At 60.7% G+C, this 19,286-nt stretch carries 18 protein-coding genes; 14 read left to right on the top strand and 4 right to left on the bottom strand.

The window, feature by feature from the left end:
• Positions 1–62: 62 nt before the first annotated feature.
• Entirely contained in the window at positions 63–1,433 is a 1,371-nt protein-coding gene (locus ABD112_RS01165) for a pyridoxal phosphate-dependent decarboxylase family protein (RefSeq protein ID WP_343922429.1), read from the bottom strand.
• Between the two features lie 4 nt (positions 1,434–1,437).
• Complete coding sequence (locus ABD112_RS01160) at positions 1,438–2,691, bottom strand: cytochrome P450 (RefSeq protein ID WP_343922427.1); 1,254 nt, start codon at positions 2,689–2,691, stop codon at positions 1,438–1,440.
• A 139-nt stretch (positions 2,692–2,830) separates the two neighbouring features.
• Here ABD112_RS01160 and ABD112_RS01155 point away from each other — a divergent pair, with 139 nt between their 5' ends.
• From ABD112_RS01155 to ABD112_RS01125, 7 genes are all read left to right on the top strand, one after another.
• A complete protein-coding gene (locus ABD112_RS01155; protein ID WP_343922425.1) occupies positions 2,831–3,331 on the top strand; it encodes a MarR family winged helix-turn-helix transcriptional regulator in 501 nt (166 codons plus the stop codon).
• A gap of 122 nt (positions 3,332–3,453) precedes the next feature.
• Positions 3,454–4,917, top strand: coding sequence for an aldehyde dehydrogenase (locus tag ABD112_RS01150; protein ID WP_343922423.1), 1,464 nt, complete (start codon positions 3,454–3,456; stop codon positions 4,915–4,917).
• A 2-nt stretch (positions 4,918–4,919) separates the two neighbouring features.
• Entirely contained in the window at positions 4,920–5,831 is a 912-nt protein-coding gene (locus ABD112_RS01145; RefSeq protein ID WP_343922421.1) for a DODA-type extradiol aromatic ring-opening family dioxygenase, read from the top strand.
• A complete protein-coding gene (locus tag ABD112_RS01140; RefSeq protein ID WP_343922419.1) occupies positions 5,824–6,702 on the top strand; it encodes a fumarylacetoacetate hydrolase family protein in 879 nt (292 codons plus the stop codon). Before ABD112_RS01145 ends, ABD112_RS01140 begins: the two co-directional genes overlap by 8 nt.
• Positions 6,699–6,890: a ferredoxin gene (locus ABD112_RS01135; protein ID WP_009774276.1), complete on the top strand. Its 192-nt coding sequence runs from the start codon at positions 6,699–6,701 to the stop codon at positions 6,888–6,890. The genes ABD112_RS01140 and ABD112_RS01135 overlap by 4 nt, the downstream gene beginning before the upstream one ends.
• Positions 6,890–8,122 carry an NAD(P)/FAD-dependent oxidoreductase gene (locus ABD112_RS01130; protein ID WP_343922413.1) on the top strand — a complete coding sequence of 411 codons (1,233 nt, stop codon included), beginning with the start codon at positions 6,890–6,892 and terminating at the stop codon, positions 8,120–8,122. Before ABD112_RS01135 ends, ABD112_RS01130 begins: the two co-directional genes overlap by 1 nt.
• 62 nt (positions 8,123–8,184) lie before the next feature.
• The gene (locus ABD112_RS01125) at positions 8,185–9,000 is read left to right on the top strand and encodes a carbon-nitrogen hydrolase family protein (protein WP_343922411.1); all 816 of its coding nucleotides are present in this window, start codon (positions 8,185–8,187) and stop codon (positions 8,998–9,000) included.
• Positions 9,001–9,074: 74 nt separating this feature from the next.
• Here the strand turns inward: ABD112_RS01125 and ABD112_RS01120 are convergent, their stop codons facing one another.
• Entirely contained in the window at positions 9,075–10,277 is a 1,203-nt protein-coding gene (locus tag ABD112_RS01120) for an aminotransferase class I/II-fold pyridoxal phosphate-dependent enzyme (protein WP_343922409.1), read from the bottom strand.
• 94 nt (positions 10,278–10,371) lie between these two features.
• On the opposite strand from ABD112_RS01120, the gene ABD112_RS01115 reads away from it, so the two are divergent.
• The 7 genes from ABD112_RS01115 (at position 10,372) to ABD112_RS01085 (ending at position 17,172) form a co-directional block, all read left to right on the top strand.
• Entirely contained in the window at positions 10,372–10,926 is a 555-nt protein-coding gene (locus ABD112_RS01115; protein ID WP_343922408.1) for a hypothetical protein, read from the top strand.
• Complete coding sequence (locus tag ABD112_RS01110; RefSeq protein ID WP_343922407.1) at positions 10,920–11,750, top strand: PKD domain-containing protein; 831 nt, start codon at positions 10,920–10,922, stop codon at positions 11,748–11,750. The genes ABD112_RS01115 and ABD112_RS01110 overlap by 7 nt, the downstream gene beginning before the upstream one ends.
• A gap of 114 nt (positions 11,751–11,864) precedes the next feature.
• Complete coding sequence (locus tag ABD112_RS01105) at positions 11,865–12,416, top strand: hypothetical protein (protein ID WP_343922406.1); 552 nt, start codon at positions 11,865–11,867, stop codon at positions 12,414–12,416.
• Positions 12,417–12,807: 391 nt separating this feature from the next.
• A complete protein-coding gene (locus ABD112_RS01100; protein WP_343922405.1) occupies positions 12,808–14,328 on the top strand; it encodes a S1C family serine protease in 1,521 nt (506 codons plus the stop codon).
• A gap of 129 nt (positions 14,329–14,457) precedes the next feature.
• The gene (locus ABD112_RS01095) at positions 14,458–15,486 is read left to right on the top strand and encodes a glycosyltransferase family 2 protein (RefSeq protein ID WP_343922403.1); all 1,029 of its coding nucleotides are present in this window, start codon (positions 14,458–14,460) and stop codon (positions 15,484–15,486) included.
• Positions 15,487–15,490: 4 nt separating this feature from the next.
• Positions 15,491–16,309, top strand: a complete 819-nt coding sequence (locus ABD112_RS01090; RefSeq protein WP_343922401.1) for a CDP-alcohol phosphatidyltransferase family protein — start codon at positions 15,491–15,493, stop codon at positions 16,307–16,309.
• Positions 16,306–17,172: a glycosyltransferase family 2 protein gene (locus ABD112_RS01085; protein WP_343922400.1), complete on the top strand. Its 867-nt coding sequence runs from the start codon at positions 16,306–16,308 to the stop codon at positions 17,170–17,172. Before ABD112_RS01090 ends, ABD112_RS01085 begins: the two co-directional genes overlap by 4 nt.
• A gap of 79 nt (positions 17,173–17,251) precedes the next feature.
• Here ABD112_RS01085 and ABD112_RS01080 read toward each other — a convergent pair whose 3' ends face one another.
• Positions 17,252–19,165 carry a DEAD/DEAH box helicase gene (locus ABD112_RS01080; RefSeq protein ID WP_343922398.1) on the bottom strand — a complete coding sequence of 638 codons (1,914 nt, stop codon included), beginning with the start codon at positions 19,163–19,165 and terminating at the stop codon, positions 17,252–17,254.
• Positions 19,166–19,286: the final 121 nt, after the last annotated feature.

The raw sequence follows: 19,286 nt of genomic DNA, 5'->3' as shown, positions 1-19,286 counted from the left end.
TCACGCCTTTCGTGCACTGGTCGGCCACACTGCGCCGTGAGGTAAAGCTACCGCAGACTGTTCTAGCGCAGCGTTTCGAGCGCTGCCATCACTTTGTCTGCCTCGGTGTCGGGGTTCACGAACGCGAGTCGAAGCACGCTCTGACCGCGCCACGAGGTGGGCACGCACAGGATGATGCCATCGTGCGCAGCCTGCTTGGACCACGCTGAGTACTGTTCTGCCGTCCACCCGGTGCGCACGAAAAGCAGCACCGAGAGTTCAGGCTCCCGCACGAGTTCCAGGTAGTCGCTCGCACGAATCGCCTTAGCGACCTCGCGGGCCGTCGTCACTGATGCTTCGATCGCATCCCGATACTTGTCGGTGCCGTGGGTGGCAAGGCTGAACCAGAGCGGCAACCCGCGCACGCGCCGCGACAGGTGCAGGGCGACTTCGCTGGGGTTCGACTCGCTGCGGTCGATGGCATCGAGATAGCTGGCGTGCTGGGAGTGCACAGCCCGGGCGAGGTCCGGTTCGCGATACACCAGCGCGCAGCAGTCGTAGGGCGCAAAGAGCCACTTGTGCGGGTCGACGATAAAGCTGTCTGCCCGTTCGATGCCATCGAAGATGTGGCGGATGCTCGGGGCTGCGAGCCCTGCACCGCCGTAAGCGCCGTCGACGTGCATCCACACACCAAACTCTTCGCACACGTCGGCAATGTCGGCCAGATCATCAACGAGGCCCTCATTGGTGGTGCCAGCGGATGCGACAACAGCAAACACGTTGGGTGACTGTTCAAGAACGGTCCGCAGCGCTGCCCCGGTCATGTGACCTCGGTCGTCGATGGGTACGTCAACGACATCGACGTCGAGCGCTTTCGCGGCTGAGTTAATCGACGAGTGGGCGTTGGTGGTGCACGCTAGTTGCCAGCCGCCAGCCGGGCGACCACCACGACGAGTCTTGGCAGTTTCGCGAGCGGTCATGAGTGCAGAGAGATTGCCAGAGGTGCCACCTGAGACGAAGGCACCGCCAGCGGTCTCTGGCCAATCGAGCAGCTCGACAATCCACTCGAGGGCCTGGTTCTCGGCAAAGATTGCGCCAGCGCCAGACTCCCAGAGTCCACCAAAAATGTTGGCAGCACTGGTAACAAGGTCGAATGCGACGGCAGCCCGTGTGGGCGCTGCCGCAATGTACGCCAGGTTCAGCGGATCATCTTGAGCTCGAGTTGCAGGCTCAAGAACCTCATCGAATATGCGCAGTGCCTCAGCGCCCCCGATGCCTTCCGGGCGGATCGCTTCACCAACCGCTGCCGCAAGCTCGGCCGCTGGTCGAGCTGTTGACAGCGGGTCGGTTTCGCGAACCATCCGTTTGGCGGTCCAGTCGAGGGCGAGCTGCACTACTTCAGTCTCGTCGCCCCATACTGCGTGTGGTCTGCCTTGTGGGCGTACCTCGCTCATGTGCCTACTTTGCTAGTTCGACGCTTACCGGGAGTCGTTTGATTCCGTTGACAAAATTGCTGCGCAGACGATCTGGTTCACTCAGCTTCGTCATACTGGTGATCCGAGGCAACAGGTTCTCGAACATGATACGGATCTCAAGGCGTGCAAGAGAGTTTCCGAGACACATGTGCGGGCCACCACGACCGAACGCCATGTGCTCGTTCGGGTTGCGCGTGACATCCATCTTGTAGGGATTCTCGAAGACCTCGGGGTCGCGATTGCCGGCAGCAAACCACGTAACGACCTTCTGGCCCTCCTTGATGGCTTGACCGTTGATCTCGGTGTCTTTCGTCGCAGTGCGGCGGAAGTGGTACACCGGGCTCGCCATGCGCAAGAATTCTTCGACAGCCCACGGGATGAGCTCGGGCTTTTCTTGCAAAAGCTCAAGCTGGTCGGGGTTGTCCATGAGGTAATTCATGGAGTGCGTGATCGTGTGGCGGGTGGTTTCGTTGCCGGCCACTACCAGCAGCAAGAAGTAGCTGTTGAAGTCGCGTTCGCTGAGCGCCTTGCCATCCATGGGCTCCTGATTGACTAGGCGTGAGACGAGGTCGGTGCCATCTTTTCCGCGGCGTTGGTTGGCCAGGTCGTTTCCGTATTCGAAGACCTCGCGGGCAGCGGGGGAACGGAATGGCAGAAGCCTAAACTCTTCACTCTCGGCGGAGCTGGCGAGAACGTCAGCGTGTTCCGGATCGTCGTTGCCGATCATCCGGTTGCCCCAGTCAATGAGCTTGTAGATGTCAGTGTCTGGCACGTCGAGCATCTTGGCGAGCACGCGGATGGGGAAGTCGGCCGCGACTTGATCGACAAACTCGAACTCCTTGTTGGCGAATGCCGCGTCAAGAGTGCTTGCGGTGAGACCACGGAGGAAGGTCTCATATCCGGCGACCGCACGGGGCGTGAATTCGCCCTGCATGAGGCGGCGAAGCGCACGGTGGCGCACGCCATCAGTCTCGAGCATCGACTTGCGAGCTTCGATTTGATCCGCGTCGAGTTCTTCGAGATTGACGGTTCCGCGCTCGCTTGAGAATGTTTCGGTGTCACGCAGTACCGACACAATGTCGTGGTAGCGCGTGAGTGACCAAAAGCCATGGTTGGGTGCTGGTTCTTCTGACCAATGCACGGGTGCATCTGCTCGAAGCTTGTCGAATACGTGCCACGGTGTGCCGTTTTCGAAAAGATCTAAGTCTGCCAGGGTGACGTTCGCCGTTGAAGTCAACTCAATCCTCCGATGGGTTGTTTGGATACAAACAATAGGCTACTTGGTCACGTTTCGGGGAGAGCTGCAAAACAAAAACTTTCTCGCCGCCGCAGGTTGGATAGAGTGACCGCAGCCAAACGCAAGCGAGGGGACCTCCGTGGCCGGACCACACACACTCACCGAAACAGAGCGCCGAGTGCAGGCGAGAGTCGGCGGCCTGCCGCTGGACTACTCAGCGATGGCGGTTGCATCGAACCTCTTTCGCGCGGCAAACGCTGTGCGCAATCACTTCGAACGCACGGTGCTTTCTGAGCACAATTTGTCGTGGACGGCATTTGTTGTGCTGTGGGTCACCTGGATTTGGGAGCCAATCGAGACTCGCCAGATTGCGCTTGAGGGCGGCTTCTCCAAAGCCACCCTCACCGGCGTTCTCTCAACGCTTGAGCGTCGCGAATGGCTTACGCGCGAACGCAGCGCCAACGACGGGCGCCTTGTCGTAGTGAAACTTACGGATGCTGGCCGCGAACTTATGGATGGACTCTTCCCTGCGTTCAACCTGCAAGAGCAGGCTGTCACCAGTCCTGTTGACCCTAGCAAGCGCGAAGAGCTTGCTGAGATGCTGCGCGTGATTACGGCGGCGGTTGAGCCCAAGAACTAGCTCAATGGCAGATTTTTCGGTGGCCGGATCCCGCTAACGCTTGTCTGGCTCGGAATCACTCGCTAAGGTAAGTCATTAGTATCCGAATGACTTAACGGTGAGCGATTCGAGACGGGACCACAATGACCACGATCAACGTAGCCGGAGTGACCGTCGATACGCGGCACTTCATCAACGGAGAACGCGTAGCCTCCGACGAGACCTTCACGAACACCTCTCCCATCGACGCCAGCCCGCTCGGAGAGATCTCCCGCGGTGGCCAACGAGAAGTTGACCTCGCAGTCGCCGCAGCTCGCGCAGCATTTCCCGGATGGGCCGCCACCAGCCCCCACGACCGTGCAGCAATCATGCACAAGATCGCCGACCTCGTCGAAGAACGCGTCAGCGACCTCGCCAACGTCGAGACCATGGACAACGGCGCGCTACTGCGCAGCCACCTGCGCGGAGTGATGCCGCGAGTGGCTCACAACTTTAGGTTCTTCGCTGACTACCTCGTCAACGACCTCGGGCATCCCGACTTCGAAACGCGCGGCCACAACAACCACGTCTCGTGGGATCCCTCCGGAGTCGCCGCTCTCATCACCCCGTGGAATGCGCCCCTTATGCTCGCCACGTGGAAGATTGCCCCCGCGCTCGCCGCCGGGGACACCGTCGTACTGAAGCCTGCCGAATGGACGCCGCTCACGGCATCCCTCTTCGCTGACATCACCGCCGAAGCAGGGTTGCCGGCCGGTGTCTTCAACGTTGTGCAGGGTTACGGAAAAGAAGCGGGTGCAGCTCTCGTTGCTCATCCCGACCTCAGCCGGATCTCCTTCACCGGCTCAGTGCCGACCGCTAAGTCGATTGCCCGGGCCGCAGCCGACAACCTCACCCCGTGCAGCTTTGAGCTCGGCGGCAAGAGCCCATGCATCGTCTTGGGAGATGCCGACCTCGAACTGGCAGCAACCCTTGCGGTGGAGCAGTACGACAACGCCGGTCAGGTGTGCCTCTCGGGCACGCGCATCCTCGTTCACGAAGACATTGCGGATGCCTTTGCCGAAGCGTTCAAGGCGAAGGTTGCGACCCTGCGTCAGGGTGACCCTCGCGACATCGAGACGGACATTGGCCCGCAGGTGCACCGCGTGCACTTTGAGCGAATCAAGGGTTTCGTCGACCGCGCCAAGGACGGCGGGGCAAACATTGTCTTTGGTGGTGCGCCCAATGCCGAACTCGGCGGCCTCTACTTTGCTCCAACCCTGGTGAAGAACCCTGAGGTGGACAGCGAAATTGTCACGCAGGAAGTCTTCGGGCCAGTGCTGACCATGCAGACGTTCCGCACCGATGAGGAAGTCGTGGGGATGGCCAACGGCACCGAGTTCGGCCTGGCCGCGATTGTGGTGTCGGGCAACCGAGACCACGCCGATGCAATCGCCAAACAGTTGGTGGCCGGCACGATTTGGGTCAACTGCTTCTTCGTGCGCGATCTGCGTGCACCCTTCGGTGGTTCCAAGAAGTCGGGTGTTGGTCGCGAGGGCGGCACCTGGTCGTTCGATTTTTATGCAGATGTTAAGAACACGGTGTTTTCACCAAACGGATGGAAGGAATAGTTATGGGAGAAATTGTTGGGGTTGGGCTGATTGCTCACGTACCCACGATCATGTTGCCCAAGGAGATCCGCATGGAACTCAACGAGGGCAAAGATTCAACGCTCGTTGAAGGCCTCGAACGGCTCCGCAAGGATTACTTCGAGAATGACGACTACGACACTGTTGTCGTGCTCGACAGCCACTGGGCCACCACGGTCGAGTTCGTTGTTACCTCGCACGAGCGCCGCCACGGCACGTTCACCTCGGAGGAACTTCCTCGTAGCGTGAACAATCTGCCTTTCGACTACAAGGGCGACCCTGAGCTGGCGAAGCTCATGGGGGAGCAGGCCGAAAAGAACGGCACCTGGATCACCCCGATTGACGACGAAAACCTTCCCGTGATGTACGCCACGATCAACTTGTGGGATTACCTCGGCAAGGGGTTGCCCGACAAGAAGTGGGTGAGCGTCTCAATCTGTCAGACCGCCACCGATGAAGATTTCTTGCGCGCGGGACGTGCAATCGGTGAGGCCATCGCTAAGAGTGACCGCCGCGTTATCCTGCTCGCTTCTGGTGCTCTCTCGCATACCTTCTATAAGCTGCGCGAACTGCGCAAACATGAGATGGCCGACCCGGCACACATCTTCTCGGATGCTGCCCGCGAGGCAGATTATGAGCGTCTTGACTGGTTCAAGGAGGGCAACCACGCGAAGGTGCTGGAAACCATGCCTGCGTTCCACAAGGTTCGCCCCGAGGCGATGTTCGGCCACTGGCTGATCACTGCGGGCGCAATCGGTGAAGGCAAGTGCACCGTCCCCGGCGTGATGTACAGCGAGTACGAAAATTCAATCGGCACCGCTCAGGTGCACGTGTGGTTCCCGAAGCCAGAAGGTGGCTTCCCGGCAGCCAAGGATGTGGTCCTTTCTCGTGACTGAGTTTCGCAGAGTACTTCTTGACGGCTACCCAACGCAGGTAGTGCGTCACGGCGACACGCTCGTTGCAGGTGACGGCCGCGAGGTGGGCGTCGACGACGCCATCCACTTGCCGCCGACGGAGCCAAGCAAAATCATCGCCGTGCACTTGAACTATGCAAGTCGCACCGAAGAGTTCATGACCAAGCTGCCGTCGGCACCGACCTACTTTCAGAAGCCGGTCACCGCACTCAACACCCACAAGGGCGATGTTGTTCGTCCTGAGGGCTGCAAGTGGTTGAACTTTGAGGGCGAAATCGTGATCGTCATTGGTCGCACCTGCCGCAACGTTTCTCCTGATGAGGCAAGCGACTACATCGCTGGCTACTCGATCGGCAACGATTACGGACTGCACGATTTCCGCGACACGGATGCCGGTTCAATGCTGCGCGTCAAGGGCAGCGACACGCTCGCCCCTGTCGGCCCCGGCCTGGTCACTGACTGGGATTTCCGTGGCAAGCAACTGCGCACCATCGTGAACGGTGAGGTCAAGCAAGACGACAACACCGACAACATGGAATGGGATATGAACTATCTCGTTGCCGATATTGCGCGCACCATCACGCTGAGCCCCGGCGACATACTGTTCTCGGGAACCCCTGCATTCTCGCGTCCGGTTCAGCCCGGTGACGTTGTTGAGGTCGAGGTTGAGGGGCTAGGCAAGCTCACCAACCGCATTGTTACCGGCCCGACTCCTATCCGCACCGACGTGGGTGCACAGCCCACCCAGAGTGAAGAGGTAATGTCGACGGCAATGGGTGGCGATTGGGAGTTCCGAGGCATTCGAACTCCGTCTAAGGATCTCTACCCGTCGAGAGTTGAGGAAAAACGATGATCAAAATCGAAGTCGACATGAACCAGTGCCAGCACTATGGCCAGTGTGTGTTCGAGGCACCCGATAACTTCAAGCTCAACGACGACGACAAACTCGAGTACGTGGCTGAGGCGCCCGATTCGGAGCGCGACAACATCGAAGCCGCCGTTGATGTGTGCCCGATGCAGGCCATTCGAATCGTCGAATAGTGTCTGAGGCGAACCCGGCCGCACCGGTTGTTATTGTCGGTGCGGCAATGGGTGGGCTTCGCGCGGCGGAGTCTCTTCGTCGTTCGGGCTACACCGGTGCTATTCGCGTCGTCGGCGACGAACTTCACGCGCCTTATAACCGTCCCCCTTTGTCTAAAGAGGTGTTGGCCACTGACGTCACTCACGAGGCTGTCGCGTTTCCTTCGCGGGCTGAGATGGGTGATGTTGAGTGGATGCTCGGGGTGCGGGCATCCGCGGTCGATCTTGATGCTCGAACGTTGACCACTGACGACGGCAAGGTGCAAGAGTGGCGTGCCCTAGTTATCGCTACCGGTTTGCGCGCTCGCCGTTTGGATTTTGCGCCGGTCGCTGGGCGCCACGTTGTTCGTTCTCTGGATGATGCGATGGCGTTGCGCGCTGAGCTCACCGAGGGTGCGCGCGTGATTGTTGTCGGTTCGGGCTTCTTGGGCTGCGAGCTGAGTGCGACAGCCAGCAAGCTGGGTTGTTCGGTCACGATTGTGACGCCGAGTGTAGAGCCAATGATTCGCCCGCTGGGCTCTTTGGTTGCTCAGGAGATGCGTCGCCGTCTCACCGAAGAGGGCGTGGAAATATTCTCGGGCGTGACCGTCGCGGCGATCAATGGCGAGACTTCGGTCGAGTCCGTTGAACTGAGCGATGGCCGCGTGATTGAGGCGGATGTTGTCATCGAGTCGGTTGGCTCGGACTGCAACATCGAATGGCTCGACGGCACCGCACTTGACCTGAGTGATGGCGTGCTCGCCGACAATGCGATGCGGGCCGTGACGTCTGATGGTGTTGCTCACGACGACGTGTACGTCGTTGGTGACATCGCGCGCTTCCCGAACCCGATGTTCGATGATGTGCCTCGCCGTATTGAGCACTGGAACATCCCGACCGACACGGGAAAGCGTGCCGGCGCCGTCTTGGCCGCGCACCTCGCCGATGACGGTTCTTTCGCTGATGTGGTTGCGAAGCCATTTGCTCCGATGCCGTCGTTCTGGTCGAACCAGTTCGAGATCAAGCTGCAGGCCTATGGACTGTTGGGTTTGGTATCAGATGACGACATCCGAATCCTCGAGGGAGACCTCACCGGCCAGGTCGCCGTGGGTTACTACCGCGACGATCGCCTTGTTGGCGTGCTGGGCGTGGGCATGAAGGCTGCGCTGCTGCCGTATCGCAAGCAGATCGCTGAAGGCGGCGCGAGCAGTTAGTTCGATTAACCGCTTTCACAGGTTCCCTGCTCGTTGTGTCGGGTGGGTCGTAGGCTGGGGTTATGACTTTCGCTTCGACTGTTGCTGTTGCCCAGTTTGCGCCGGGTGCTGACCGCGATGAGAACATCGCCACGATCACGGAGCTCGCTGAGCGGGCGGTGTCGCGAGGGGCCAGTTTTGTGGTTTTTCCCGAGTATTCGGCCTACTTCACACCCACGATGGGCGACGACTGGTTGGCTGCCGCCGAACCGCTCGATGGGCCTTTCGTTCAGGCTTTAGCGTCATTGGCGCAGCGTTTGCGCATTCATGTCGCTGCGGGAATGTTGGAGTCAAGCGACAAAATCGGCCGCTTCTCGAACACCCTGGTGGCGATTGCGCCCACCGGTGCTGTGGTGGCGACGTATCGCAAGCAGCACCTCTATGACGCGTTCGGGCAGCGCGAATCGGACTGGGTGATCCCGGGGTCGATTGGTGCGCCTGAGACGTTCGCGTGGGAGGGCTTCACGGTCGGTTTGCAGACGTGCTACGACATCCGGTTCCCTGAGGTGTCTCGCCGATTGGTGGATGCCGGAGCTAACTTGATCGTGGTTCCCGCTGAGTGGGTGCGTGGCCCGCTGAAGGAATACCACTGGCGCACACTGCTCACGGCGCGTGCGATCGAGAACACCGTCTTTGTTGCAGCAGCTGACCATGCCCCGCCGATTGGTGTGGGAAACAGTATGGTTGTCGACCCGATGGGGGTTGAGCTGGTGACGATTGGTGAGCGCACGGATGTTGCAGTCGCCCTCATCGAGCACGCTCGCCTTGATGACGTGCGGGCTGTCAACCCGGCGCTCGAGTTGCGCCGCTACGAAGTGCGCCCGCGCGACGAGCGCTGACCGCTAGCCTGACCGCTCGCTCTGATTGCGCCGTTTTCTACCCGTGCCGATTTCGCGGCGCTTTCCGCACCGCGCTAGTGGCGTAGTTTCATGCCGGAGAGTTGTGCAGCTGCGCGGTCGAGGACGTCGGTTCGTTTGCAGAATGCGAAGCGGATGAGTGTGTTGTAGTCGCCGTGGTTCCCGGGGTGCACGAAGGCGGTGACGGGGATGCCGACTACTCCGGCGAGGTCGGGGAGAGTGCGGCAGAATTCGGCGGCGTCGGTGACTCCGAGTGGTGCGGCATCCGCAATGATGAAGTAGCCAGCTTGGGGTGTGGTGACGTCGAATCCGGCGTTGCGGAGACCCGCTCCGAGGGTGTCGCGTTTGCGGGCGAGTCCGTCAGCGAGGCCGGTGAAGTAGTCGTCTGGTAGTCCTAGGCCGACAGCGATTCCGTGCTGTAGCGGGGCACCGTTGACGTAGGTGAGGTACTGCTTGACGGCCATGATGGCTTGCAGGATGGGTTGGGGGGCAGTGATCCAACCGATTTTCCAGCCAGTGGTGTTGAACGTTTTGCCGCCGCTGGAGATGCTGATGGTGCGGTCGAATGCGCCGGGCAGGCTCGCGATGGGGATGTGTTCGTGGCCGAAGGTGATGTGTTCATACACTTCGTCAGTCACGATGAGCGCATCATATTTGTGGGCGAGTTCAACGACCAGCTCGAGGGTTTCGCGGTCGAGCACACTGCCGGTGGGGTTGTGTGGGCTGTTGAGGATGATCAGGCGGGTGCGTCCGCTGAAGGCGGCCCGGATGTCGTCGTGATTGGGCTGAAAGTTGGGGGCCCGTAGCGGCACGGTTATGTGGGTGGCGCGGGCGTAGTTAATCATGGCGCCATACGCGTCGTAGAAGGGTTCGAGGGTGATGACCTCGTCACCTTCGTTGGTGAGGGCGAGGATGGTGGCGGCAAGAGCTTCGGTCGCGCCAGCGGTTGCGAGCACTTCGGTGTCGGGATCGATCTCGATGCCGTAGAAACGTTCTTGGTGCTCGGAGATGGCGTTGCGGAGCACGGGCAGGCCGTTGCCTGGCGGGTACTGGTTGACACCGTCGCTGATGGCTTTGCGCGCAGCATCCAACACCTCGATGGGGCCGTCTTCGTCAGGGAAACCCTGGCCAAGATTAATGGCGCCGGTGCTGACGGCGAGTGCCGACATTTCGGCAAAAATTGTTTGGCTCAGTTGCCCGTCGGCGCCAAGCAGCATGGCGCCATTGGCGGCGCGTTCCCAAGATCCAGTGACAGTCATTGTTCAGCAAGCCTAACTAGTTGCGGGGCGGGTTTCTGCTTTTAGCTGTGGAAAGTCCAGCGCCTCATTCGTCACGGATGCTTAACGTCGTTGTATGCGGCTACCGAACCTCGTACGCGCGGCGGGCGGTGCGCTCCTCTTGGCTTTGCTGAGTGGATGCGCGCCCTCCGACGCATCGACCCCACCTGAGCCGATAGCAACCTTCGTTGCGCCCTACGCGACCGATGAAGAGGCGCTTGCTGCGGCCGAAGAGGCGTATGCGGAGTATGTACGTGTCTCCGCGGAGATACTGCTCGAGGGAGGTGCAGACCCAGAACGGCTCGGAGATGTTGTCGTGGGCGAGTTTCTCGAATCTTCCATAGTGGGCCTTCGCAAGTTTGCGGAGGAAGGCAAAACGCAGACTGGGACTTCAATAGTCGGTAACGCGGAGTTGCAAAGATACTCACCAACCAGCGGACCCCGCGAGCTCATCACAATCTACGTTTGTCGCAATATCTCCGCAGTCGATGTGCTCGACTCTTCAGGTAAGTCCATCGTCACTTCGGAACGTGATGACTCATCGATCATGCAGGTCACGTTCGATTACAACGAGCCTCGCGACGCACTGCTTGTTTCGGACCAGCAACTGTGGAGCAAAGGCAAATGTTGAAGGTAGCGAAACTCACGACTGCGCTCGCGATCGGGATGCTAATCGGAACGGTGCCAGTCACGCAGGCTGCTGCCTCGGCCACAAATGATAGATGCAGCGAGATGGACTATTCGCAGGGGCTGTGCGCAAAAGCAGGAGTGGCGGACGGCGCTGTGGAGCTAGGCGCAACCACCGAAGTGCCCGCATCGGGCGGCTCCGGTTCGAGCAACAACTCGGCAGACGGTGTCAGTTTCGAGGCCGGAGCTCCGGTCGAAGTGGTCGATACGGTTGGAGAGAGCTGGTGTGATCTTCAGCGGCTTCCCTGCGTACCGTGGACACCACCCGCCGACGCTGCGACCGGCCCCGTCACCATCTCCGACATCGCCACGTTCCGACCACAACCACCAACCGCGGGGATGCAACCCAACCAATGGATGATCGTCGGCCTTGCAACCAACTTCTACGCCAACGCATCCGCCCATGTCGTTGACGGAACCCTCTTCGGTGGCACAGCCCAAGTGCGCTTCACCCCCATCGCCTACAACTGGAACTACGGCGACGGCACAACCGCGACCCTTGGCACCGCAGGCACCACCTGGGCAAAGCAGAAGATCGCCGAATTTGACCCCACGCCCACCAGTCACGCCTATGACACACCCGGCAACTACACAATCACCCTTTCTGTGACCTACGCCGCCGAATACCGTGTCGCAGGCTCAAGTTGGCAAAACGTCGTCGGCACCCTCACGATTGTCGCCCCACCACTCACTGCAACCGCAGGCCACGCCACCACCGTGCTCGTCGACAAAGACTGCATCGCCAACCCCACCGGCATCGGCTGCTAAGACATAGAGTGAAATGACCTCGACCGCCCAGAGCGAAACAAACTAACGACGCCGAGACCTGCACTTGTGGAAAACCTCCCCCCCCATTTATTGAGGAATATTTACAATAATTGGATGCAGTTACCAAAGTTCATTCTTTTCGCAGGCGGCGTGCTCCTTTCGGCTCTGCTGAGTGGGTGCGTGCTCACGGGCGGCGTTTCCCCTGCTGACGACTCGACAATTCCATCAGGGCCTTTTGCGACAGACGATGACGCTCTCGCCGCCGCTGAAAGTACATATGAAAAATACTTAGAAATCATGTCTGCAACGATGCGCGGCGACGAAAACGGCAATCGCCTAGGCGAAGTTGCGATGGATCCGCTCCTAGTCGGCAGCGTTGACGTGCTCATAAGATCGGCGAATGCGGGAAACCGCAGCACAGGAACAGTGACTGGCAGCGACTACGTGCTTCGGGACTACTCGCCGGCGGGCGAACCCGCCAGCATCATCACCATCCAGATGTGTCGCGATGTTTCGCAATCTCACACCTACGATAGCGACGGAGAATTACTTGTACGCTCCGTTGCACCAGATCGATCGACCATGGAAGTTACATTTGGCTACGACTATGAACGCAAACGACTTTTGGCCTCGGGCAACCAGATTTTGGACACAGGCCCTTGCTGACCTGAATGTGGGGAAAATCGTCCCGCGTGTCGACAGCGACCGCGCTCCCAGCCCCGCCGGTATCAGCTACTCACCTGCCAAAGAACCGCGCCACACCACAAAGAAAGCGCCCCTGAACAACGCACCGTAAAACATCACCGACTCGCTTTCACGGCATACTCAGCCGCGCCGCCAAATCATAGAGAAGCCAACCGCTCACTCCCAGCAAACAATGGCCCCGAAATTAATTCGAGCAGTACAGCGTAATCGGCGGATCCCGCGGCCACCTCTTCGGACAACACCCGGGCTGACTCGCGGCCGCCACGCAGCCGCCACGCAGCCGCCACACAGCCCGTCTAAATAGAATGCTCAGGTTGGCGATAGAAGCTTGCACCGCCGAAAGGAGCACAACATGACTGAGGTCCCCCAAGAACCGACCCCCGCAACAACACCCGGCGAAAACACCACCCCCACCACACCGGACAACACCGCGAGACCCGGCAGCGAAGCAACGCCAGTAAACGAAACGACCCCGCCAGCAAGCGAAACCAGCCCGGTAGCGAACGAGCCGGCCCCGGCAAACGAACCGAATCTCGCAAACGAAGCCACACCGGCCTACGATCCTGCAGCCGTAGCGACCATTCCCGCGGCCCCCCAAGGAGCAAGCTTTGGGCCCGCAGCAACAGCCGACGCAGACACCGGTCACGCGAAGCCCGAAAAGAGGAAGTCCAGCATGACGCTCGGGCTCGTCGCAGGCTTCGCAATCGTCGCACTCCTCGGAGGCGCATCCGGAGCAGGCGTCGCGCTCTGGGCAGTCGGCAACCAAGCCACCTCAGCGGTCAGCGGAGCAGCAAACCCCACATCCATCACCGTCAATGACCCCGGCAACGCAACGCTCGTCACCTCAGTCGTCGCAAAAGCTGCGCCCGCCATTGTCACCATCAACGTGTCCGGCCAAACCAGCGGCGGCAGCGGATCGGGCGTCATCATTAGCGCCGACGGAAACGTCATCACTAACGCCCACGTCGTCACCCTCGACGGTAAAGTAGCCGACCCCACAGTCACCGTCACCACAAGCGACGGCCGACTCCTTTCAGCCACCGTCGTCGGATTCGACCCGATCTCCGACATCGCCGTCATCCACATCGATGATGCCGCCGACATGCCCTTCGTCGACATCGCTGATTCCAGCGAACTCAATGTAGGAGACACCACTGTCGCCATCGGCGCCCCGCTCGGACTCTCCGGCACCGTCACCAGCGGAATTGTCAGCGCACTCAACCGCAGCATCACCATTGCATCCTCGGCTCTGCCCAAAGACCCCGAAGCCAGCACCGACGCGCCAAATGACCCCCAAGCCCCAGACCTCTGGAACTTCGATCTGTTTGGCGAAAATGGTGGCAGCAGCGGTCAAAGCTCGGCAAACCAAGCGTCGGTTGCTCTCTCCGTGATCCAAACGGATGCTGCAATCAACCCCGGAAACTCCGGTGGCGCGCTGTTGAACTCTGACGGTGAACTCATCGGAATCAACGTCGCCATCGCCTCCTCAGGCGGCACAGCAGGCAGCATTGGTGTCGGATTCGCGATCCCCGCGAACCTGGCCAGCCGGGTTGCCAACGAGATCCTCGAAAACGGAAGCGCCACCCACGGTCTCCTCGGAGCATCCGTCGCCGACGTAACCGACGACCCCGCCCAGAGCAAAGCCAAAGTCGTCGGTGCCAGCATCGTCGACGTCTCATCAGGTGGAGCAGCAGCGGATGCCGGACTCAAGGTAGGCGACATTGTCACCGGCTTCGATGGCCTCCCCATTACCAACAAAACTGACCTCACCGCCCAGGTGCGCGCGCACTCGGCTGGCGAAACCACCAGCATCACTTACGTGCGCGACGGTAAGGGATACACCGTCGACGTCACGCTCGGTTCGCTCCAGTAACGCGAACCAAACCACGTGTGCGGCGCGCACAGGCCAACGCCTGTGCGCGCCGCACACGTGTGTAACCACCGCTGTCGGCACCCGACGCGATAAGCTCGACCGACAACCCGGTCTGACGTATTGGAACACATGGCAAAGAAGGCTCAAGCCCTCACGGGTGTGTCGTACGTGATGCCCGTTCTCAACGAAGTTGAGCACATCGAGGCAGCCGTCGACAGCCTCACAGCGCAAGACTACGAAGGCTCCTTCGAGATCGTGCTCGCGCTCGGCCCCAGCGTCGACGGAACCAACGCTGTCATCGACGAAATGGCGCGGCTCGACCCGCGCATCCGTCATATCCCCAACGAACTTGGCTCAACGCCTGGTGGGCTCAACGCGGCCATTCGCGCATCAACCCACCCCATCGTGGTGCGTGTAGACGCCCACTCCGTGCTGCCAACTGATTACACCCGCATCGCCGTAGAAACGCTCGAACGCACCGGTGCAGACAACGTCGGCGGCATCATGAAAGCTGAAGGCCGCACGCCCTTCGAACGGGCAGTCGCGCACGCCTACGGATCGCCAGAAGGTCTCGGCGGCACCCAACACCACACCGGCGGCAAAGCAGGCCCCGCCGACACTGCGTACCTCGGCGTTTTCCAACGCGATCGCCTCGTCGCGGTTGGGCTCTTCGACGAAGACATCAAGCGCGGCCAAGACTGGGAACTCAACCGCAGACTCCGCGCCAGCGGCGGCACCGTCTGGTTCACCCCAGAGCTCCAAGTCGTCTACCGCCCACGCTCAAGCCTGCGCAAACTCATCCGCCAGTTCGTTGCGACCGGCATCTGGCGCGGAGAACTCGCACGCCGCTTCGGTACAGCAAACTCCCTGCGCTACTTCGTGCCACCGCTCGCCGTACTCGGCACACTCGTCGGCCTCATCCTTGGAATCATCGGCAGTGCAACAAGTGCCAGCTGGTTGAGCCTCGCCTACATCGCACCAGCGATCTACGCACTCTTCGTAATTGCCGCTTCAGGCGTTGCGGCAGCCAAAGAGGGGCTACGATCAGGTCTTTGGTATCTGATCGTGTTGCCGTGCATCCACTTCGGTTGGGGCACAGGCTTCATTCTCGGGTTCCTGAAGCTCACCCAAAACATCACTGCGCATACGGGAAGGTAACCGCGTGTCCACTCACACACCAGCAGAGCCCTCAGCCCGGCCGCAGAGCATTGCGCAGCTACGAGAAGTAACGCAACCCCCAGAGGTGCGGCTGCGCGCCAACGCCGAACACTGGACGGCCTCCCTCTACCTGCGCGACATCTCGCCCTACCTGACGTGGATGCTGCTGAAGACCTCCATCAGCGCCAACGGTGTGACCGGGCTCATGATCCTCACCGGATGGCTCACCGCAGCCGCCCTCCTGATCCCCGGATTCACCGGGGCTGCCCTCGCCCTCGTGCTCGGTCAAATACAGATGCTCGTCGATTGCAGCGATGGCGAAGTTGCCCGCTGGCGCAATACGCGCTCACCGGCCGGTGTGTTCCTTGACAAGGTCGGGCACTACAGCACCGAAGCGCTCATCCCGATCGCCCTCGGCATCCGTGCAGCAGGCTGGCCACTTGACTTTCCGGCGGACTTCGCCTGGACCACCGCCGGCTTTGCTCTCGCGCTTCTCATCGTGCTCAACAAGGCACTCAATGACATGGTGCACGTCGCGCGTGCGAATGCCGGGCTCGAGAAGCTCAGCGACCGCAAGGGAGAAGCGGAACCGAGCCACAGCCTCGTCGCAAAACTGCGTCGACTGGCCCGTTTCGTTCCCTTCCACCGCCTGTACCACTCGGTGGAGCTCACCATGATTGCTTTCGCGACCGCGATCGTGGCGCTCTTTGTGCCGGCTCTCGCGGCCGAGCGCACCGTGCTGCTCCTTCTGCTTCCGCTGGCAGCGCTCGCGCTTGCCGGTCACTTTGTGGCAATCATGGCGTCCAAGCGCGTTCGCTCATGACCCACCGCATCGGCGTCGTCTCCCTCAGCCAGGGAAGGCGCCCCGAGGACCTCAATCGCGGGCTCGCCTCGTTACAAGCCCAGCAGGGTGTAGAACTCGACATCGTCGTCGTCGGCAACGGCTGGGATCCCACAGGGCTCCCGGCTGGCGTGCGTGGCCTGCACCTGCCCGATAATCTCGGAATTCCCGCAGGCCGCAATCGCGGTGTGGAGCAGGTGACCGGCGACTGGATTTTCTTTCTGGATGACGACGCCAGCATCCCATCGTCCACCTTCCTCAGTGACGCTGTCGCAAAGATCGTCGCCGACCCTACGATCGGGCTCCTGCAACCGCGCGTCGAAGACGCCGAGGGCAAAGAGAATCCACGCCGGTGGATTCCACGCATTCGCAAGGGTGACCCACAACATCCGAGCAACGTCTTCTCCGTATGGGAAGGCACAGTGCTCATGCCTCGCCCGCTGTTCGACGAGATTGGCGGATGGGGCGACCCCTACTTCTATGCCCACGAAGGCATAGAACTCGCGTGGCGAGTGTGGGGCGCCGGAAAACGCGCGTGGTATGCGGGCGACCTGATGGCCAATCACCCTGCTATCGACCCCGCACGGCACAGCTATTACTACCGGCTCAATGCCCGCAACCGCATCTGGTTGGCAAAACGCAACCTGCCAGTCGTGCTCGTACCGATCTACGTTGCCAGCTGGACCACAATTCAGGTTCTGCGATCAGCCCGCAACCCCGTTGGCATGCGTGCCTGGTGGGGTGGCTGGTTCGCTGGGTGGAGAGAGAACCCGGGAGGCCGCCGCAGCATCAGTTGGGCGACCGTCGGACGGATGGCTCGCGCCGGCCGCCCTCCCGTGATCTAGGTTCGCTAACGCCAGTTAAATGGCTCTACGGCAGCCTCCACGTTTCCGCGATGAGACTGCCGTTGAGGCAATGAAATTTCTAGTAGCGCGGCTTGCGCGTCGGGCGATCTTCGTAACGGCTGCCGCTGTCGCGTGCAGCATCGTCACGAGGGCCCGAATCGCGCTTGTTGTAGCCGCGCGACTCTTCGCGTTCGCGGTTAGCGCGGGCGCCACCTTCGAATGAACGGTCGCGGCTGGGGTACTTACCGTCAGCGCCGCGTGCTCCGCCGCCATTTGCTTTGCGGTCGGGGCTGATCTCGATCAGCTTGCCGCTGATGCGAGTGTCGCGCAGGCGCTCAAGCACGTCCTTTGACATGTCGACAGGCAACTCAACGAGCGAGAAGTCGGGACGAATCTGGATGTGCCCGAAGTCATCGCGGCTCAGTCCACCCTCGTTGGCGAGTGCGCCAACGATCTGGCGGGGCTCAACGCGCTGACGCTTGCCGACCTCAATGCGGTACGCAGTCATCGGCTTGGTGGAACGGGGGCGACGCTCTTGGCGCTCCCCACGGTCACCGCCGCGGTCTCCGCCACGCTCAGGACGATCGTTGCGTGAGCTACGGTCATCACGCTCGCTGAAACGCTGGGCACGCTCTTCTTCAGCCGACAGCAGCAGGGGAGTCTCACCCTGAGCCACAACCGCAAGAGCGGCAGCAACATCCGCCTCTGGAATATCATGGTGCTCAACATAGTGCGCGATGATCTCGCGGAACGCAGAAATGCGAGGCTGCTGGTTGAGCGCCTCAGTGATTGCGTCATCGAAGCGGGTCAGGCGTGTGGAGTTGACGTCTTCAACCGACGGCAACTGCATCTGGGTAAGCGGCTGGCGGGTGGCCTTCTCAATTGCGGTAAGGAGGCGACGCTCGCGTGGGGTGACAAAGCTGATTGCCGAACCGCTGCGACCGGCACGACCGGTGCGACCAATGCGGTGCACGTACGACTCGGTGTCGACGGGGATGTCGAAGTTCACGACGTGGCTGATGCGGTCAACGTCGAGTCCGCGAGCAGCAACGTCAGTTGCTACGAGGATGTCGAGCTTGCCCGACTTGAGCTGGTTGACGGTGCGCTCACGCTGGGCCTGAGCCACGTCACCGCTGATTGCGGCAGCCGAGTAACCTCGCGCGCGCAACTTCTCAGCCAAGTTCTCAGTTTCGCTCTTGGTGCGAACGAAGACGATCATTCCCTCAAAGTTTTCGACTTCGAGGATGCGGGTCAGCGCATCGACCTTCTGCGGGTACGAGACAACGAGGTAACGCTGGCTGGTGTTCGCCGAAGTGGTGGTCTGCGACTTAACCGTGATCTCTTCAGCATTGTTCAGGTACTTCTTGGAGATGCGGCGAATCTGCGCCGGCATCGTGGCCGAGAACAGTGCGACCTGCTTGTCGTCTGGGGTGTCGGCGAGAATTGTCTCAACGTCTTCGGCGAAGCCCATCTTGAGCATTTCGTCGGCCTCATCCAGCACGAGGTACTTGAGCTCAGAAAGGTCGAGGGTGCCTTTGGCGAGGTGGTCCATGATGCGGCCGGGAGTACCGACAACGACGTGAACGCCACGACGCAGTGCAGAAAGCTGCACGCCATAGGCTTGGCCGCCGTAAACGGGAAGCACGTGCACGCCACGCATGTGGGTTGCGTACTTCTCGAACGCCTCACACACCTGCAACGCGAGTTCGCGGGTCGGGGAGAGCACGAGAGCTTGTGGCTTGCTCTGCGAAACGTCGAGGCGGGACAGGATGGGCAGCGCGAATGCTGCAGTCTTACCTGTTCCGGTCTGGGCGAGGCCGACTACGTCGCGCCCCTCAAGAAGAGTAGGAATGGTGGCGGCTTGGATCGCGGAAGGCGTCTCGTAGCCGATGTCACGGACCGCTTTCAGGACCGCATCGCTGAGCGCGAGGTCGGAGAAAGTGATCGCGGTCTCGGTGGTGTCAGACGGTGCGGTTGAATCAGAATCGGTCATTCTATCAATCGTACCTTCTAAACCTGCGAAAACCTGCGGCTTCCAGTACCCTGCCCCCTCGAACGCGGTATGGGCGAGGGCGGGTACTATCGAAACAGCGGCCCAATTTCACGCCACCGCA

It is taken from the genome of Rhodoglobus aureus (assembly GCF_039527955.1).
Classification (GTDB): Bacteria; Actinomycetota; Actinomycetes; order Actinomycetales; family Microbacteriaceae; genus Rhodoglobus; species Rhodoglobus aureus.
Note: the sequence above shows the minus strand (reverse complement) of the source record. Positions and strands in the feature narration are given on the sequence as shown.

What these genes read in the sequence shown, in the direction of transcription:
- ABD112_RS01105 (WP_343922406.1), top strand. Translation starts at nt 11,865, where the DNA reads ATGCAGTTACCAAAGTTCATTCTTTTCGCAGGCGGCGTGCTCCTTTCG.
- ABD112_RS01100 (WP_343922405.1), top strand. Translation starts at nt 12,808, where the DNA reads ATGACTGAGGTCCCCCAAGAACCGACCCCCGCAACAACACCCGGCGAA.
- ABD112_RS01115 (WP_343922408.1), top strand. Translation starts at nt 10,372, where the DNA reads ATGCGGCTACCGAACCTCGTACGCGCGGCGGGCGGTGCGCTCCTCTTG.
- ABD112_RS01095 (WP_343922403.1), top strand. Translation starts at nt 14,458, where the DNA reads ATGGCAAAGAAGGCTCAAGCCCTCACGGGTGTGTCGTACGTGATGCCC.
- ABD112_RS01165 (WP_343922429.1), bottom strand. Translation starts at nt 1,433, where the DNA reads ATGAGCGAGGTACGCCCACAAGGCAGACCACACGCAGTATGGGGCGAC.
- ABD112_RS01145 (WP_343922421.1), top strand. Translation starts at nt 4,920, where the DNA reads ATGGGAGAAATTGTTGGGGTTGGGCTGATTGCTCACGTACCCACGATC.
- ABD112_RS01085 (WP_343922400.1), top strand. Translation starts at nt 16,306, where the DNA reads ATGACCCACCGCATCGGCGTCGTCTCCCTCAGCCAGGGAAGGCGCCCC.
- ABD112_RS01120 (WP_343922409.1), bottom strand. Translation starts at nt 10,277, where the DNA reads ATGACTGTCACTGGATCTTGGGAACGCGCCGCCAATGGCGCCATGCTG.
- ABD112_RS01135 (WP_009774276.1), top strand. Translation starts at nt 6,699, where the DNA reads ATGATCAAAATCGAAGTCGACATGAACCAGTGCCAGCACTATGGCCAG.
- ABD112_RS01150 (WP_343922423.1), top strand. Translation starts at nt 3,454, where the DNA reads ATGACCACGATCAACGTAGCCGGAGTGACCGTCGATACGCGGCACTTC.
- ABD112_RS01125 (WP_343922411.1), top strand. Translation starts at nt 8,185, where the DNA reads ATGACTTTCGCTTCGACTGTTGCTGTTGCCCAGTTTGCGCCGGGTGCT.
- ABD112_RS01110 (WP_343922407.1), top strand. Translation starts at nt 10,920, where the DNA reads ATGTTGAAGGTAGCGAAACTCACGACTGCGCTCGCGATCGGGATGCTA.
- ABD112_RS01080 (WP_343922398.1), bottom strand. Translation starts at nt 19,165, where the DNA reads ATGACCGATTCTGATTCAACCGCACCGTCTGACACCACCGAGACCGCG.